Source organism: Halomonas sp. HAL1 (assembly GCF_030544485.1).
GTDB lineage: Bacteria > Pseudomonadota > Gammaproteobacteria > Pseudomonadales > Halomonadaceae > Vreelandella > Vreelandella arctica.
The window spans coordinates 2431299-2446066 of sequence record NZ_CP130610.1 but is presented as its reverse complement, the minus strand read 5'-3'; the positions used below and the strand labels follow the sequence as shown (position 1 = coordinate 2446066).

The 14768-nt window shown below is 55.9% G+C and carries 13 protein-coding genes; 5 read left to right on the top strand and 8 right to left on the bottom strand.

Features of this window, described 5'->3' with window-relative positions:
• Positions 1–50: 50 nt before the first annotated feature.
• The 4 genes from Q3Y66_RS11470 to Q3Y66_RS11455 are packed head-to-tail and all read right to left on the bottom strand — an operon-like array spanning position 51 to position 3785.
• On the bottom strand, positions 51–839 hold the full coding sequence (locus Q3Y66_RS11470) for an ABC transporter permease (protein WP_008956395.1): 789 nt from the start codon (positions 837–839) through the stop codon (positions 51–53).
• Positions 836–1732, bottom strand: a complete 897-nt coding sequence (locus Q3Y66_RS11465; protein WP_008956396.1) for an ABC transporter permease — start codon at positions 1730–1732, stop codon at positions 836–838. Before Q3Y66_RS11465 ends, Q3Y66_RS11470 begins: the two co-directional genes overlap by 4 nt.
• Before the next feature lie 2 nt (positions 1733–1734).
• Positions 1735–2751 (bottom strand): ABC transporter substrate-binding protein, encoded by a 1017-nt coding sequence (locus Q3Y66_RS11460; RefSeq protein WP_008956397.1) that lies wholly within the window; start codon positions 2749–2751, stop codon positions 1735–1737.
• Positions 2752–2762: 11 nt separating this feature from the next.
• On the bottom strand, positions 2763–3785 hold the full coding sequence (locus Q3Y66_RS11455; protein WP_008956398.1) for a LacI family DNA-binding transcriptional regulator: 1023 nt from the start codon (positions 3783–3785) through the stop codon (positions 2763–2765).
• 231 nt (positions 3786–4016) lie between these two features.
• Here Q3Y66_RS11455 and Q3Y66_RS11450 point away from each other — a divergent pair, with 231 nt between their 5' ends.
• The gene (locus tag Q3Y66_RS11450; protein ID WP_008956399.1) at positions 4017–5483 is read left to right on the top strand and encodes a cobyric acid synthase; all 1467 of its coding nucleotides are present in this window, start codon (positions 4017–4019) and stop codon (positions 5481–5483) included.
• On the opposite strand, the gene Q3Y66_RS11445 is transcribed toward Q3Y66_RS11450, so the two are convergent.
• Positions 5446–5841 (bottom strand): RidA family protein, encoded by a 396-nt coding sequence (locus Q3Y66_RS11445; protein ID WP_008956400.1) that lies wholly within the window; start codon positions 5839–5841, stop codon positions 5446–5448. The genes Q3Y66_RS11450 and Q3Y66_RS11445 overlap by 38 nt on opposite strands.
• Positions 5842–6012: 171 nt before the next feature.
• Here Q3Y66_RS11445 and Q3Y66_RS11440 point away from each other — a divergent pair, with 171 nt between their 5' ends.
• Together Q3Y66_RS11440 and Q3Y66_RS11435 are read left to right on the top strand one after the other, a co-directional pair.
• Positions 6013–6576, top strand: a complete 564-nt coding sequence (locus Q3Y66_RS11440; protein WP_008956401.1) for a hypothetical protein — start codon at positions 6013–6015, stop codon at positions 6574–6576.
• Positions 6577–6700: 124 nt separating this feature from the next.
• Positions 6701–7234: a cytochrome b gene (locus Q3Y66_RS11435; RefSeq protein ID WP_008956402.1), complete on the top strand. Its 534-nt coding sequence runs from the start codon at positions 6701–6703 to the stop codon at positions 7232–7234.
• A gap of 16 nt (positions 7235–7250) precedes the next feature.
• On the opposite strand, the gene Q3Y66_RS11430 is transcribed toward Q3Y66_RS11435, so the two are convergent.
• The 3 genes from Q3Y66_RS11430 to Q3Y66_RS11420 form a co-directional block, all read right to left on the bottom strand.
• A complete protein-coding gene (locus Q3Y66_RS11430; RefSeq protein ID WP_008956403.1) occupies positions 7251–8432 on the bottom strand; it encodes a VWA domain-containing protein in 1182 nt (393 codons plus the stop codon).
• A gap of 3 nt (positions 8433–8435) precedes the next feature.
• A complete protein-coding gene (locus tag Q3Y66_RS11425) occupies positions 8436–9290 on the bottom strand; it encodes a MoxR family ATPase (protein WP_008956404.1) in 855 nt (284 codons plus the stop codon).
• Positions 9291–9399: 109 nt separating this feature from the next.
• Positions 9400–11382 carry a sigma-54-dependent Fis family transcriptional regulator gene (locus Q3Y66_RS11420; RefSeq protein ID WP_008956405.1) on the bottom strand — a complete coding sequence of 661 codons (1983 nt, stop codon included), beginning with the start codon at positions 11380–11382 and terminating at the stop codon, positions 9400–9402.
• A gap of 289 nt (positions 11383–11671) precedes the next feature.
• On the opposite strand from Q3Y66_RS11420, the gene Q3Y66_RS11415 reads away from it, so the two are divergent.
• Both Q3Y66_RS11415 and Q3Y66_RS11410 read left to right on the top strand, forming a co-directional pair.
• Entirely contained in the window at positions 11672–13486 is a 1815-nt protein-coding gene (locus Q3Y66_RS11415; RefSeq protein ID WP_008956406.1) for an NAD(P)/FAD-dependent oxidoreductase, read from the top strand.
• Between the two features lie 15 nt (positions 13487–13501).
• On the top strand, positions 13502–14578 hold the full coding sequence (locus Q3Y66_RS11410; RefSeq protein WP_008956407.1) for a 2,3-butanediol dehydrogenase: 1077 nt from the start codon (positions 13502–13504) through the stop codon (positions 14576–14578).
• The last annotated feature ends 190 nt before the right edge of the window (positions 14579–14768 follow it).

Here is a 14768-nt window from a genome sequence, read left to right as displayed (position 1 = left end):
CTCGAATAAAGCAATCAGATGACTGTAAAGGTGGGTGACGACTCGATTGCTCAGTGGCGCTGCTGGGTGAGTTTTCCTGCCCACTGAATCGCCACCAGCAGCGGCACCACCATGACTAGAAATATCAGCGTGTAAGCCGAGCCAACTTCGAGGCGCATGGAGGCGTAGCTATCGGCCAAGCCGACCGGGAGTGTCTTGGTCAAGGGTGTGTGCAGCATCCAGGTAATGTTGAACTCACCAATGGATAGGGTGACCACCATCAACGCGCCCGCCAGAATGCCGCTCATACTGTTGGGGATGACCACTCCGAAAAAGCGTTGCCTGAAACTGGCACCTAAGCTGGCAGCGGCTTCTTCCAGTTGGGGAAGTTTGGCGGTTTGCATCACGGATAGCACCGCGCGCACCATAAAGGGCAGGGTAAACAGCACATGGCCAACAAGAATAAACAGCCAGCTACCGCGAAACTCACGATAGCTGCCGTAGGCGAGTAACAAGGCAAGCGCGGTGGCCAGCCCCGGCACGGCAACCGGTAGCAGCAGGAGCTCTTCAATCGCGTTGGCCCAGCGGCGACGACTGCGTAGCAGTCCATAGGCAGCAGGCACGCCAACCAAAATAGTGATCAATAAGCAAGCGAGTGCCAGTTTAATGGAGAGCCAGATGGTATCGGCATAGAGCTGCCACACCTCATTCACCCAGCGCAGCGTCAGCCCACTCTCCAGGCCTACAAAGTAGTTCTCAGTCAGCCCCGCCATGACTGACATGGCGACGGGCACAATCATGAACAAGCACACCAGCAGGGTGAAGCCCAATTGCAGCGTGAAGCGAAGGCGAGATTTCATACCGAAGCCCCTAAGTTGCCGCCTGCCAGCCTACGGGCAAGGCTCAATGCCATCCAGGTGATGACCCCCAATACCACTGAAAGCGCGGCTGCCATGGCGAAATTGGCGTAGTTGGTGAATTCACCGTAGATGTTGAGGGGAAGAATGCTCAATCGCGTACCAAGGGTAAACGCCGTGCCAAACGCGCCCATGCTGGTAGCAAAACAGATAGCCCCAGTAGAAAGCAGAGCAGGTGCAATGCCGGGTATGATGACGTCTTTGGTGACCTGCCAAGTATTAGCGCCTAACGAGCGGGCGGCTTCTTCGAGACTTTTGTCCAGGTTGTCGCAGGCCGCTATCACCGTGGTGATCACGCGAGGAATCGAAAAGTAGAGGTAGCCAATAAATAAACCGGCCAGCGAGTAGGCGAACATCCAGCGCTCGCCAAACAGCCATAGGCTGGTCTGCGCCAGCGCTCCTTGGCGACCACCCAGCATAATCACCAGAAATCCCACCACTACGCCTGGAAAGGCCAGTGGAAAAGTGAGGATCGCCACCAAGGCCGCCTTACCGAAAAAACGGTGTCGAGCCAGGAAAAAGCCAACCGTGCCCGCTATGGCCACCGCCGTGATCGATACAACAAGCGAGATGCCCACGGTGGTCACGAGGCTGATCAAGTACTGGCGATGGGTGAGAATGGTGAGATAGGCGCTGATGCCACTACTTCGGTCAGCCTCGGCACCCATGACTATCAAGCGTGAAAAAGGCAGCAACCAGAAGGCGCAGAAGATGACCAGCGCAGGCATCAGCGCTAACAAAGCGATCAGTCTTTGACGCCTCGCTGGGCCTACGCTAGCTGACTGGCGTCTAAAGTAAGAAGCAGCCCCGGAGGGCTGCTTGGATGCCGCGGTCATGATTAACGCACCTCCGACAAATACCGCTCAGAGAAGCTGCGTTGGGCAGCCGCCATGGCGGTGTAATCGACAGCTTCTGCGCGGGCATAATCGCTATCCGGCAAGAAGACTTCCCGTGCTTCAGCGGAGATGGCGCTTTCACGTACGGGGCGTAAATAGGCGTCTGCCCATACCGCTTGACCTTGGTCAGACAGCACGAAGTCAAGCACCTGCTGGCCGTTCTCGGGGTTCGGGCCATCTTTTACCAGGCTCATCACATAAGGAACGACCACGCTACCTTCTTCGGGAATCACAAACTCAACGTTAGCACCGTCGCTGTGGCGGGCACGGTAAGCGTTGAAGTCGTAATCGAGGAGAATCGGTATTTCGCCAGAAAGCACCCGCGCATAGCTAGTCTGCTTAGGCACAATGGGGTCGTTTTCGGCGAGCTCATTGAAGTAGTCGATGGCGGGGGTGAAATCGTTAAGATCGCCACCCATTGCCAAGTTGACCGCAACGGCGCCTACATAGCCGACAAAAGCGCTGGCGGGGTCAAGGTAGCCCACCATACCTTGGTACTCAGGTTTCAGTAAGTCTTCCCAAGAGGTGGGCACCGGCGCACCATCCAAGGCATCGACATTAACCATAAAACCGAGCGTGCCGGAATGAATGGCGAACCAGTTGCCCTCAGGATCTTTCAGGCCTTCAGGAATCTCATCCCAGTGCTCGGGCTGGTAAGGCGCTACTACATCCTCTTCCATGGCTTGAATGCCAAAGGTCACACCGTAGTAGACGACATCTGCTACCGGACTCCCCGCTTCGGCCACCAACTGAGCTAAAGACTGGCCGGAGTTCTTGTTGTCTTGGGGCACGCGAATGCCGGTTTCCTGTTCAATCAAGCGCAGCTGTGTACCCCAGTCGGCCCATTCCGGTGGGCAGTTATAGCAAATCGCGTTGTCACTTGATTGCGCAAAAACGCTTCCCGACGTGCTGATAATCGCCGTGGCCAATACTGCCTGATAAAGACGTTTAAGATTCATACCGTGCTCCTCTATAAAGTGCCTAACGTGGACTTGCGGGATGTCGGGTTTCCGACACTTTCGCCCTTACGCAATGCGTGGGGCAGGGGAGCAGGTGTGCAGCTTTCTCCCCGAATCATGGCTAACAAGGTGTGCACCGCGGCTCGCCCAATGTCGGCGCGAGGCTGCTCAATGGTGCATAGCGATGGGTAGAGGTGCTTGCCTAAGGCAATGCCATCAAAGCCCATCACAGAAAGGTCGCCAGGCACGTTAAAACCAGCGCGTTGCAATTCGCCCATCAGGCTGATGGCGAGCAGGTCATTGGTACAAACCAATGCGCTGAGAGCGTCTGGCCCTTGCAGTGCAGGTGTTAGGCTTTTCAGGTCAGCTTGGGTATGGCGGGCCATCTCAACCAACGGACGTGCGATCAGGCCTGCCTCGCGCATAGCGTGGCAGTAACCGTCAAAGCGCTGCCGGGCGCGGTCTGATTGCAGCAGCGGGCCAGCGACCATGCCAATGCGCTCATGGCCCAAAGTAATTAAATGGCGGGTGGCATCAGCGCTGGCGGCGCGGTTATCGACGCCGATGGAGGGGAAACCGCTGTTCCCAGGTGGGTTGTAGACCAGTAAGCACGGGGTGGTTTCGAGACTGAGCTTATCCAGCACGGCACTGTTATCGGCTTCAGCCACGGTAAGCACCAAGCCATCCACGCGCTGACGCAGCATCTCCTCAACAATGTCACCCTCCCGGCTGGGCGAGTATTCGCTGGTGGTAACGATCAGTGAGTAACCAGCCGCTCTGGCTGCCACTTCCATGGCTTGTAGCTGCTCCGCAAACACCGGGTTATCGAGACTCGGTACCATGACGCCAATCATCTGCGTGGCTTGCGAGCGTAGCTGTTGAGCGACCTTGTTGGGCCTGAATGACAGCTGTTGAGCAGCGCTAAAAATTTTTTCGCGGGTCGCTGGGCGAACTAGATCGGGGCTTGAAAAAGCCCGCGCCGCGGTTGCCCGGGAAACCCCGGCTAGTTTGGCCACACTGACTAAATCGGACATAGAGAGTCTCTATAAATGAAAAATGAGATCGATCTCATTTGTTGTTGATCAGCCTAAAGTTGGCGTGTGACAAATTGATGGCGGTAAGAAGTATTTTTGAAGTACGTTTTTGAGTGTCATTAAAGAGGGAGTGTGATGAAGAGGGCACTGGTCGATGAGCTTGGTCACAATTGCGCTGATGCTCCCAGGTCGCTACAGTCTCGCTCTTGTTCACCTGGGCGGGATAACGTGATGGCCACACTAATGATTCAAGGCACCACCTCGGATGCAGGTAAAAGCACTGTGGTGGCTGCGCTCTGCCGTGCACTGGCAAGGCGTGGTATATCAGTGGCGCCGTTCAAACCCCAGAACATGGCGCTGAATAGCGCAGTGACCAGCGATGGCGGCGAGATTGGCCGCTCCACGGCGCTGCAGGCCCAGGCATGCTATTTGGCCCCTCATAGCGATATGAACCCGGTACTGCTAAAGCCGGAAACGGATCGTGGCGCCCAGGTGATTTTGCGCGGCAAGGTGCATGGCCATATGGATGCGCTGGATTACCATGCCTATAAACGCACTGCAAAGGCGAGCGTAATGGCGGCTTGGCAGGCACTGGAAAGCCGCTTCGATGTGATTATTGCCGAAGGCGCGGGTAGCCCTGCAGAAATTAATCTTCGCGAAGGCGATATTGCCAATATGGGTTTTGCCGAAGCCGCCGACTGCCCAGTGCTGCTGGTGGGGGATATTGACCGCGGCGGTGTATTTGCCCAGTTGGTGGGCACGCTGGCGCAGCTAAGTGAGAGCGAGCAGGCGCGCACCAAAGGTTTTATTATTAACCGCTTTCGAGGAGATATTGCGCTGCTGGAACCGGGGCTTGATTGGTTGGAAGCGCGTACGGGTAAACCGGTACTGGGCACGCTGCCCTATCTGCAAGGGCTGGTGCTCGATTCTGAAGATAGCATTGGGGTGACCCAGGTCGAGAAGCAGAGCAAGGTTCTTACTATCGTCGTGCCAGCGCTTCCACGCATCAGTAACCACACTGATTTCGACCCGCTGCGCTTGCACCCTCAGGTGGCGCTGACCTTTGTGGGGGCCGAGCAGCCGATTCCTGCTGCTGACGTGATTATCCTGCCTGGTAGTAAAAGCACTGCGAGCGATCTTGCCTGGTTACGGCGCCAGGGCTGGGATAAAGCCATTCTGCGCCACCTGCGTTACGGCGGTAAGGTGTTAGGTATTTGCGGTGGCTTTCAAATGCTGGGCGAGTGGGTGGATGACCCTGATGGGCTGGAGGGCCAGCCGGGGAAAGAAGCAGGATTGGGACTGCTGCCGCTCACAACGCGTATGATGGCGGGCAAACAGCTGCGAAATGTGAGCGGCATAACGGTTACTGAAGGTGCGACAGTCACCGGCTATGAAATCCATAATGGCGTGAGCGAAGGGGCTGCCTTGAATTCCCCCTTATTTACTGTGGATGGTCGCCCGGAAGGTGCCGTTAGCGGTGATGGACAGATTCTAGGAACCTACCTGCATGGCTTGTTTGACCATCCCGACGGCTGCCAAGCACTGCTGAAACAGTTAGGTTTGGTTAACGGTGAACAGAGCGATTATCAAGCCCACCGAGATCGTGAGCTTGATCGCTTGGCCGATATGCTGGAAGCCCACGTCGATATTGAGGCGGTTATTACGTTGATTGATGCTGGCGCTTCGCCATCACGGTGATTTCAACATTGCTACCGCCGCAGAGATGGGGGGATTCGGTACATGTGCGCGCCGGGTAGCGACCGGGTTCAAAATACTCGGCGTAAATACCATCCATGTCTTGGATAGCGTGTAAGTCAGTAAGGTGGATATCCACGCGCACTATGTCCGCTAAGCTGCCGCCTTCCATTTCAAGCATGCGCGATAGCGCGCGCATCACAAGGCGGGTCTCTTCTTTAACGTCGCCTTTGACTGCGTGGCCGTTAGAGAGATCGTCAACGGTCAGTCCTGAAATAAACACATAGTGATCATCGACTACCATGTGGCTACCGGGAAAGCTTGGTGTGGGCATGGTAGGGTCATTCATAAAGGTGGGCATACTAGCTCCTTCTAAGTGATGTTCACGCTTACAATTCTCTTCGACAGATTGTTAACAGTAGTGTTCAGTATCAGTAAAAATGAATGGACGTTGTGGTGAGGCACGTCGCGCTGTCAAAACGGTGATGTTTGCTCTAGGCTTGCGGGTTTTTAGTCGGTGAGGATGATTCAAATGAAGGTCGTACACGTTAACGCAGAGGCCCAGCGCAACGCCTGTCTGGCGCGATTATGCGCTGAGGTTTACGGACAAGAGGCGGGTCTTACGCCGCTGGTCGTGTTCACCGGCACCTGCAGTGTGTTTTTTCCGCAAGAAGCAGCGCGGCTGTTTGCTGCCGTTGACGGCCAGGGTAAACCCCAAGCGCTGGCGCTGCTAGTGCTGGACGAGGAGGGCGAGGGCATGACGGTGACTCACGCCTGCGCGCTTGACCAAGCAGATTCCAAGCAGCGTTTGATCAGCGAACTTACTTTGAAAGCCCCGCTACGTGTCGAAGTGGATAACGCCGAACAAGAAGCGTTCTATAAAAAAAGTGGCATTAAGCGCTGGTTCGGCGGGGTGGATGGAAAGCGTATTGGCTTGGGCGCTCGCCATCCTGCCAAGAGTATTCGCGAATTGGCGCCTACCCTGGTGTTGGATGAAGCGCTTATTCTGCGTCGCTTTAAGCATGACCCTAAGACGTTTGAGGCTGCCAAGCAGGCCTTTTTGAAGGGGTTAAACGATTTTCCGCAGTCGCTTTAACAGCCCTTGGGAACGCTGCGTTCCAGTTTGTGCAACAAAGTTGCACGTTGTTGCCATGTTATTTACGTGTTGCCCCGATAAAATAAGCATCACGACTAGCTTATTAAAAGAAGGGAGAAGCTGCATGGCATCACCGATAATGGATAACAGTCAACGTTACGGTGCGATTAGCCGCTTGTTGCATTGGGGGATGGCGCTACTGTTTGCTTGGCAGTTTACGAGTGCCACGGCGCACTGGCTTTTTCCGGACACACCCTTTGAAGAGTTTTTCTGGGGAACCCATTACCCAGTGGGTGTATTGCTACTGACCTTAGTCGTACTGAGAGCGATATGGGCGTTAGCCAATGCGTCGCGTCGCCCGCCATCGGTGAGCGTTATGGCAAAGCTGGGCCATCTTGCACTCTACGGCTTGATGATCGCGATTCCGACGATTGCACTTATTCGCCAGTACGGTTCGGGCCGTTCGCTTGAGGTGTTTGGAATTAATCTGATGTCAGGTTTTGAGGACGAGGAGATCACCTGGATGACGGATCTCGGCGGTTTGCTCCACGGTGAGCTGGGCTGGACTCTGCTGGCGCTGATCGTAGGGCACATCGTGATGGCCATTTTGCATCGCAAGCTGACTCACCACGATGTGCTGACGCGCATGGCCAGATAATAGCCGGATAATTAGACTACTTCTTTGCTAGCTCGCGCATGGCGGTTTCCAGACCCTCCATGGTCATGGGGTACATGCGGTCATCGATGATCTCGCGGATCAGTTGGGTCGAGTAGGTGTACTCCCAGGCTCGGGTCGGCATAGGGTTAAGCCACGCCAGGCGAGGAAACGTTTCGCATAAACGCTTAAGCCAAACGCCGCCCGCTTCGTCGTTAAAGTGCTCGACGCTACCGCCGGGGTGGGTAACCTCATAGGGCGACATGGCCGCGTCACCGACGATCACTACCTGGTAATCCGCGCCGTAGGTGTGCAAAACATCCATGGTCGGGATCCGCTCGTTACCCCGGCGCATGTTGTTACGCCAAACCCCTTCGTAAAGGCAGTTATGGAAGTAGTAGTGCTCCAGGTGCTTGAACTCTGAGCGGGCGGCAGAGAACAGTTCTTCGCAGACGCGAATATGGTCATCCATCGAGCCGCCTACATCCAAAAATAGCAGCACCTTCACCGCGTTATGGCGCTCTGGGCGCATCTGCACGTTGAGTAGCCCGGCATCTTTGGCGGTTTCGCGGATGGTACTATCCACATCGAACTCGTCCTGCGCGCCCTGGCGGGCAAACTTGCGCAGCCGCCGCAGCGCCATCTTGATATTGCGTGTGCCTAGCTCCAGCGAATCATCGTAATCCCGAAAGCGTCGCTCGTCCCAGACCTTGGTGGCGCGGCGGTGGCGCGAGCCATCCTGACCAATACGAATGCCCTCTGGGTTGTAGCCGTAGGCCCCGAAAGGGCTAGTGCCACCGGTGCCGATCCATTTATTGCCCCCCGCGTGGCGCTCTTTTTGCTCCTCCAGGCGTTTTTTAAACGTTTCGATGAGTTCTTCAAGGCCACCCAGAGATTCAATCTTGGCTTTCTCTTCGTCGGTCAGCTGCTTCTCAAACTCCCGGCGCAGCCAGTCATCGGGGATTAGCGCTTCAATAGCGGCGTCCATGTCCTCGAGGCCTTTAAACCAGGCGGCGAAGGCACGATCAAAGCGGTCAAAGTGGCGCTCGTCTTTGACCATCACCGTGCGGGCCACCTGATAGAAGGCCTCCATGTCGGCGAACACCACGCCTCGCTCCACTACAGCATGAAGGTCTAAAAGCTCGCGCAGTGAGACGGGCACGCCCGCGCGCTTTAACGTTTCGAATAGGCCGATAAACATGGCTTAGCGGCCTGTGCCTTTCTGACGACGGATCATGAATGCCAAGCGCTCGAGCAACTGGGTGTCCTGCTCGTTTTTGATCAGGGCGCCGGCCATGGGCGGCAGCGCTTTGGCCGGGTCGCGGTTGTAGAGCGCTTCTTGAGCAATATCGTCAGCCATCAGTAGCTTGAGCCAATCGACCAGTTCAGACGTTGACGGCTTTTTCTTAAGGCCTGGCGCTTTACGCAGCTCGAAAAATACCTCTAGGGCTTCGCTGACAAGCCGGGAGGCGATATCCGGGAAGTGCACATCGACAATCGCCTGCATGGTCTCGCGGTCGGGGAACTCGATGTAGTGGAAAAAACAGCGGCGCAGGAACGCATCCGGCAGCTCTTTTTCATTATTCGAGGTGATGATGATAATCGGGCGCTGTTCGGCGCGGATGGTTTCGCCAGTTTCGTAAACGTGGAACTCCATACGATCCAGCTCTTGGAGCAGGTCGTTGGGGAATTCGATATCGGCCTTGTCGATCTCGTCGATCAATAACACCACGCGCTCGTTGGCGGTAAAGGCTTCCCACAGCTTGCCGGGTTTGATGTAGTTGGCGACGTTCTCTACACCTTCAACACCTAGCTGAGAGTCACGCAGACGGCTGACGGCATCGTACTCGTATAAACCCTGGGCCGCCTTGGTGCTGGATTTGATATGCCAGGTAATCAGCTGGGTATCGAGAGACTCGGCCAACTCTTCAGCCAGCAGGGTTTTACCGGTGCCTGGCTCGCCTTTGATCAATAGCGGCCGCTCAAGGACCACGGCAGCATTCACCGCCTGCTTAAGCGCATCGGTTGCGATATAGGAAGAAGTGGATTCAAACGCCATGGGAGAGCCTCGGCTTGTCGAAAGCGGGGTTATAAAAGGATAAACGGATTCAAACAAGTGTACGTGAGGGTAAACCCCAAGGCCAACTAGCGGATTAACAGATTTGCGCTTAGCCCTGCCAATTTGGCGGCACTATGCCCTGGCGCTGCATTTGCCGGTATACGGTAGGCCGCGAAACCCCGAGAGCGCGAGCAACGGCGCTAATGTTCCAGTGCTGCTCCTTGAGCATTTCCAGCAGTGTGTGATCGCTGTCGCTACCAACATCTGCAGGCAGGGGAGTTGCCAGCCGCGTGATGCGTTGGCTTAGGCACTGCTCGGGTAAATCATGAACGGTGATTTCGTCGCTTTCTGATGTGGCCAGTGCAAAGGCCAGCGCATTCTTTAGCTGGCGGATGTTGCCGGGCCAAGCGTAAGCGAGTAGGGCGCTAATGGCATCGGCTCGCAGGCGCGGTGATTGGCTAGAGGCTCGCTCTTGGATGATGTCGTCAAATACACGGCGGATAACGTAGAGCTTATCGGCGCGGTCGCGTAGCGCGGGCAGGCGCAGTTGAGCTCCATTAAGGCGGTAATAGAGGTCTTCGCGGAACTCACCCTGCTGGATCATCGCATCGATATTGCGATGAGTGGCGGTAATCACCCGGATATCAACCCTTTCAGGCTTATTGGCCCCAAGAGGCATCACTTCTCGCTCGGCCAGTACGCGCAGCAGGCGGGTTTGCAGGGCCAGCGGCATATCGCCGATTTCATCTAGAAACAGTGTGCCGCCATGGGCCTGGGGGATCAGCCCGCGCATGCCTTTGGCGCGCCCGCCGGTAAAGGCGCCGGGCTCGTAACCAAAAAGCTCGCTTTCGATCAGCGCTTCGGGAATGGCGGCACAGTTTACCGCGATAAAGGGGCCTTTAGATCGGTTGCCGCTGTCATGCAGAGCACGGGCAACGACCTCTTTGCCGGTGCCGGTTTCTCCGCTAATCAGCACATTGACGCTGGCTTCATTGCGCAACCGCTCAGCCAGCTTCTGCACTTTACGCATGGCGGGGTCGTCGGCGCCGAGGCGTACCAGTGGTTCAGGCAGACTGGAGGGGAGCGATTGTGCTTGCTTAGCAGGTCGCGGGCGGCGGGGCTCCAGCAGGCTAATAAAGTAAATCGTGTTGTCGACCCTGGCGCGAAAAGCACGCAGTTGATCGTCGGTGGCACTGTTAATGCTGAGCACATCGGCGATCTCGCACTCGAATAGCTCCCCCAGCATGGGAGTGTGATGGGCTGACCAGGGTGGCCAACGGCGCTGGTGTCCACTTATCAGATCACGACCCACTGCGTTGGCGGCAATCACTTGCCCGTTCTCTTCAATGGCGATTAACCCGCGCCCGTTTACATGCACAAACTCTCGCGAGGTATCCAGGCGCACCATCAGGCAGTCACGGTAGCGCTGGAGAAAATAGGCGTCTTCGATCATCCGTGCGTAGAGCGTTACCAGCGAGAGACTAAAATTTTGGCTCTCATGCTGGGTAGGTGATTGCAGCGCTGAAATGTCCAGCACGGCCATGACGTTGCCTTGTGGGTCGGCAATGGGCGCCGCGGTGCAGGTAAGCGAAATGTGCGAGGCGTCGAAGTGCTCCTGCCGGTGGCAAATAATCGCTTGGCGATCATGCAGGCAGGTGCCCACGGCACAGGTGCCTGCAAAGCGTTCGTCCCAGTCAGCACCGAGATAGAGACCTGCTTTGCGCAGTTGCTGGTCTTGATTAGGATCGCCACGAAACTCGACGGTTATCCCGCGGTGGTCGGTGAGCAGTAGCACGTAGCCTAGCTGGGCGATTTGCTGATAGAGCTGGTCAACCCCGGCTCTCGCCACGTGCAGTAGTTCATCCACGGATTCTCGGTGCTCGATCAGGGTTTGCTGGGGCACCACCCGGGCTGGGCGTGGCTGGGTGGGATCAAGCTGGTACTCGTTTAGGCAGCGCAGCCATGAACGCCGAATGGTCGGCTGGGCCGGTAGCTGCGGAACTTCCAGGCCTTCGCCGAGCTGGAAAATATGCTCGATATGCTGGCGCTGGACGGATTGCAGCCGTGCAGGCAGAGGCGATTGAGTAGGCATGGCGTAGTTCACCGTGGGGGATTGTTATTGTCCTTCCAGCCTATGCGCTCTGGCGTGGGTGTCAACGCAGCGTTATTACGCCGTTAGTCGTGCGTTACACCTGTAACGTCGTTTACAGCGTTACGTGACAGGTGTACGCCTTGTGCAACGCTTAGTAGATAACTGCTTGTTAAAATTTATTCATATCTTTCATGTGCTTGTGGTTTGTCTGAAATGATTGGCACGGCGGGTGCTTAGGGTTGGGTGTCTCACCAGCAATTCAACAATAACAAACCATGGAGTTCTCGCTATGTCCGAGATATCAGCACAAACCCAGCATATTGCCACGGCTGCTGTTCAAGGGTGGCTGAGTGATTTTGATAACGCGCTGCAAGCCCAGGATATTCAGCGTGTTCTATCGCTGTTTAACGACGAATGCTACTGGCGCGACTTTCTAACCTTTACCTGGAATTTAAAAACCTGCGAAGGCAAAGATGCTATTCAGGCCATGCTCAATGCCACCCTGGAGAACGTGCGCCCTTCGAACTGGCAGCTAGAAGGCGAAGCTACTCAGAACGGTGATACCAGTGAGGCGTGGTTTACCTTTGAGACAGCGGTCGCCAGCGGCAAAGGCTACCTACGTCTTAAAGACGGCAAATGCTGGACGCTGTTAACCACCATGCAGGCATTGCACGACTTCCCCGAGCCCCGTAACCACAACCGCCCAAAAGGGGCCGAGCACGGTGCCAATAAACAGCGTGAAACCTGGTTAGAGTCACGGGAGCGCGAAGAAGCAGAGCTTGGCTACACGCAGCAGCCGTATTGTGTTGTTATTGGCGGCGGCCAGGGCGGTATTGGTTTGGGCGCGCGGCTGAAGCAGATGGGCGTGCCGACCATTATTATCGAGCGCAACGAGCGAGCCGGTGACTCCTGGCGCAAGCGCTATAAATCTCTCTGCCTGCACGACCCGGTGTGGTACGACCACCTACCCTATATTCCCTTCCCGGAGAACTGGCCGGTGTTTGCACCGAAAGACAAGGTGGGCGATTGGCTGGAAATGTACACAAAGGTGATGGAGCTCAATTATTGGAGCTCCACTGAGTGTCAGAATGCACGCTATGACGACGCCGCAGGCGAGTGGGTGGTTAACGTTAAGCGCAACGGCGAAGAGATCACGCTACGCCCGAAACAGCTGGTAATGGCCACCGGGATGTCGGGTATGCCCAATGTGCCGACATTTCCCGGCGCGGAAAGCTTTGCAGGTGAGCAGCAGCACTCCAGCCAGCACCCGGGGCCAGATGCTTATGCGGGCAAAAAGTGCGTAATCGTGGGCTCCAATAATTCCGCTCACGATATTGCCGCGGCACTCTGGGAGCACGACGCCGATGTGACCATGCTGCAGCGTTCATCCACCCATATCGTGAAGTCGGACTCTTTGATGGAGGAAGTGCTGGGGCCGCTCTACTCCGAAGAGGCGGTGGCCAATGGCTTAACCCACGACAAGGCTGATCTGATTTTTGCCTCGATTCCCTACAAGGTGCTGCCAGATTTTCAGCGCCCGGCGTTCGAGGCAATCAAACAGCGCGACGCCGAGTTTTATCAGAAGCTGGAAGACGCGGGCTTTCTGCTCGATTTCGGTGACGATGACTCGGGGCTGTTTTTGAAGTATCTACGCCGGGGCTCAGGTTATTACATCGACGTAGGCGCCTGCGACTTGGTGGCTAACGGCGATATCAAGTTGCGCAGCGGTGTGGGCATTGAGCGCATTAACCCCCACTCCATCACACTTACTGATGGCAGTGAGCTAGAGGCAGATTTGATCGTCTACGCCACCGGCTATGGCTCCATGAATGGCTGGGCGGCGCGGCTTATCTCTCAGGAAGTGGCGGATAAAGTCGGCAAGTGCTGGGGCCTGGGCTCTGACACCACCAAAGACCCCGGTCCTTGGGAGGGCGAGCTGCGCAATATGTGGAAACCCACCCAGCAGGAGGCGCTATGGTTCCATGGTGGCAACCTGCACCAGTCGCGGCACTACTCACACTATTTGGCGCTGCAGTTAAAGGCACGCATGGAGGGGCTGGAAACGCCTGTCTACGGTCTGCAGCCGGTTCATCATATGTCTTAACAGGAAGGCAAAGCCATGAGTCAGTCGAATAATCAGCAAGCTATGCAGGCAGCGGTTTGGTACGCAGCAAAAGATTTACGCGTTGAGCAAGTGCCAGTGCCCACTATCAGCGACCCCCATGAAGTGAAGGTGAAAGTGGCTGCCTGTGGTATTTGCGGCAGTGACTTACACGAGTATGCCGCCGGGCCGATTTTTATTCCGGTAGGTAAGCCGCACCCGATCAGTGGCGAGCAGGCGCCGATCATCATGGGCCATGAGTTCGCTGGGGAAGTGGTTGAGGTCGGCGAGAAAGTCACGCGGGTGAAGGTAGGCGACCGCGTGGCCATTGAGCCGATTCTCTCACCCAATAAGGATGGCGCCTACTTAATGGAGCGCTATAACTTAACACCGCTATTGGGCTTTCATGGCCTCTCTGGCGGGGGCGGTGGCTTTTCGGAGTTCACCGTCATGGGTGAACATATGGTGCATAAGCTGCCGGATGATCTTAGCTACGAGCAAGGCGCGCTGGTCGAGCCTGCGGCGGTAGCGTTGCATGCGGTGCGCCAAAGCTGCCTGAAAGCGGGGGATAGCGCGGTAGTATTTGGCGCTGGGCCGATTGGCTTGATGACGATTGAGGCTCTCAAGGCCGCAGGCGCTGCTCAAATATATGCCGTTGAGGTCGCGCCTTCACGGAAAGCCAAAGCCGAAGCGTTAGGGGCTATTGTGGTTGACCCGCAACAGGAGGATGCGGTTGCGAAGCTACAAGTCTTGAGTGGTGGCGGGGTAGACGTGGCGTTTGAAGTCACCGGCATTCCTGCCGTGCTGAATCAGGCGCTGCATAGCACCCACGAAGGGGGTGAAGTGGTGGTGGTGAGTATTTGGGAAGGAGAGGCCAGCTTTCAGCCTAACGACCTAGTCATCCAAGAGCGCACCATGAAGGGCATTATTGCCTATCGCCATGTTTACCCCGCGGTAATGGCACTGATGCAGCGAGGCTACTTCCGCGCCGAGGACATGGTGACCCAGCGCATTCCACTGGCGGATATCGTGGAGGAGGGCTTTGAGGCGCTGCTAAACGACAAAGCCCAAGTGAAAATTATCGTGACACCCTAGCCACTATCTTGAGGATTTTTAAGCGCTAACGAACTCACATGATTCTTTGTGATGCACAAAGGCTGAAAATTGCGCAATGGTGGTGCACTTTATTTGTTGCAGTGCGAGAAAGATCAATGCGAATCAAGTGGTATTATATTAAAATGTTGTTTTATGGTTATTTTTTAAAAAGTGGCACGCAGATCGCAAT